Below are 269 nucleotides of genomic sequence, written 5' to 3' on the forward strand. Positions count from 1 at the left end.
CAAGGGGAATGGTGGAGGCAGACGGGATCGAACCGACGACATCCTGCTTGCAAAGCAGGTGCTCTCCCAACTGAGCTATGCCCCCAGTCTGGTTGACGTCCGAGGAAATGCACCCCGATCGGCTGTCGCCGCTCGGAGCTTTTTCTTCGAACGCGCCACTGGCGCGTCCGATGCGCTGCGCGCACCGAAAAAGCTGGTGGGCCAGGGAGGATTTGAACCTCCGACCTCACGCTTATCAAGCGCGCGCTCTAACCAACTGAGCTACTAGC

Annotated in this window: 1 tRNA gene; it reads right to left on the minus strand. The window is 60.6% G+C overall.

Annotation, left to right across the window (positions count from 1 at the left end):
* Positions 1 to 9 precede the first annotated feature (9 nt).
* A tRNA-Ala gene (locus EJ903_RS26690) sits at positions 10 to 85 on the minus strand.
* Positions 86 to 269 lie beyond the last annotated feature (184 nt).

Source organism: Azospirillum griseum, assembly GCF_003966125.1.
GTDB lineage: Bacteria > Pseudomonadota > Alphaproteobacteria > Azospirillales > Azospirillaceae > Azospirillum > Azospirillum griseum.